Source organism: Micromonospora sp. URMC 105 (assembly GCF_051386295.1).
Taxonomy (GTDB): Bacteria; Actinomycetota; Actinomycetes; order Mycobacteriales; family Micromonosporaceae; genus Micromonospora.
Genome location: NZ_JBPQTL010000218.1, coordinates 1 through 623 on the forward strand (window position 1 = coordinate 1; position 623 = coordinate 623).

At 78.2% G+C, this 623-nt stretch carries 1 pseudogene; it reads right to left on the reverse strand.

Annotated features, from left to right (window positions below):
• Positions 1 to 376: pseudogene (locus ACSNN7_RS29025) on the reverse strand (DNA polymerase III subunit gamma and tau); the annotation flags it as partial.
• Positions 377 to 623: the final 247 nt, after the last annotated feature.

Below are 623 nucleotides of genomic sequence, written 5' to 3' on the forward strand. Positions count from 1 at the left end.
GTGGCGACGCCGCGAGCGACTGGGCCGAGGCGGGAGCGGCGGCGCGTGGGCCGGCGAGCGACGCCCCGCCCCGCTCGCCGGCCACCTCGCAGCGGATCTGCCAGCGCCCACCCAACTCTTCGTAGAGCGCGTCGGTGAGCACCTGCGCGTGGTCGGACATCATCTTGGCCAGCACCGACGACTTCACCGTCACCACCAGCGTGTCGCCGTCGAGGTCGCGGACCACGGCGTCGCGCATCAACGCCGCGATCCGCTTGTTGGTCCGGTTGACCTTGCCAACCACCTCGGGCCAAACCCGGCGTACCGCGACCGCGTCCAGCGCGTGGGGGGTCTGCGTGCCCGGTCGGGGCGGCTCGGGGGTCGCCGAGTCGGGCATGACCGCCGACGGCGGCGGCACCCGACGCGGCGGAGCGGGCTCGGCGGCGCCACCCGTGGTCGGAACGGCCCCGCCCGGGGTGGATCCCACGGCGGACCCGCCGGTGACACCCGGGCCGGACGCGAGCGCCGGGCCACCGGCGGTGAACGCCGGGGACCGGTCGGCGGCCGGGGTGGGCCCGGCGGGGAGACCGGCAGCCGCCGGCGTGCCGGGGGGCTCCGGGTGGGGCGCGGCGGCAGCCGCGAAC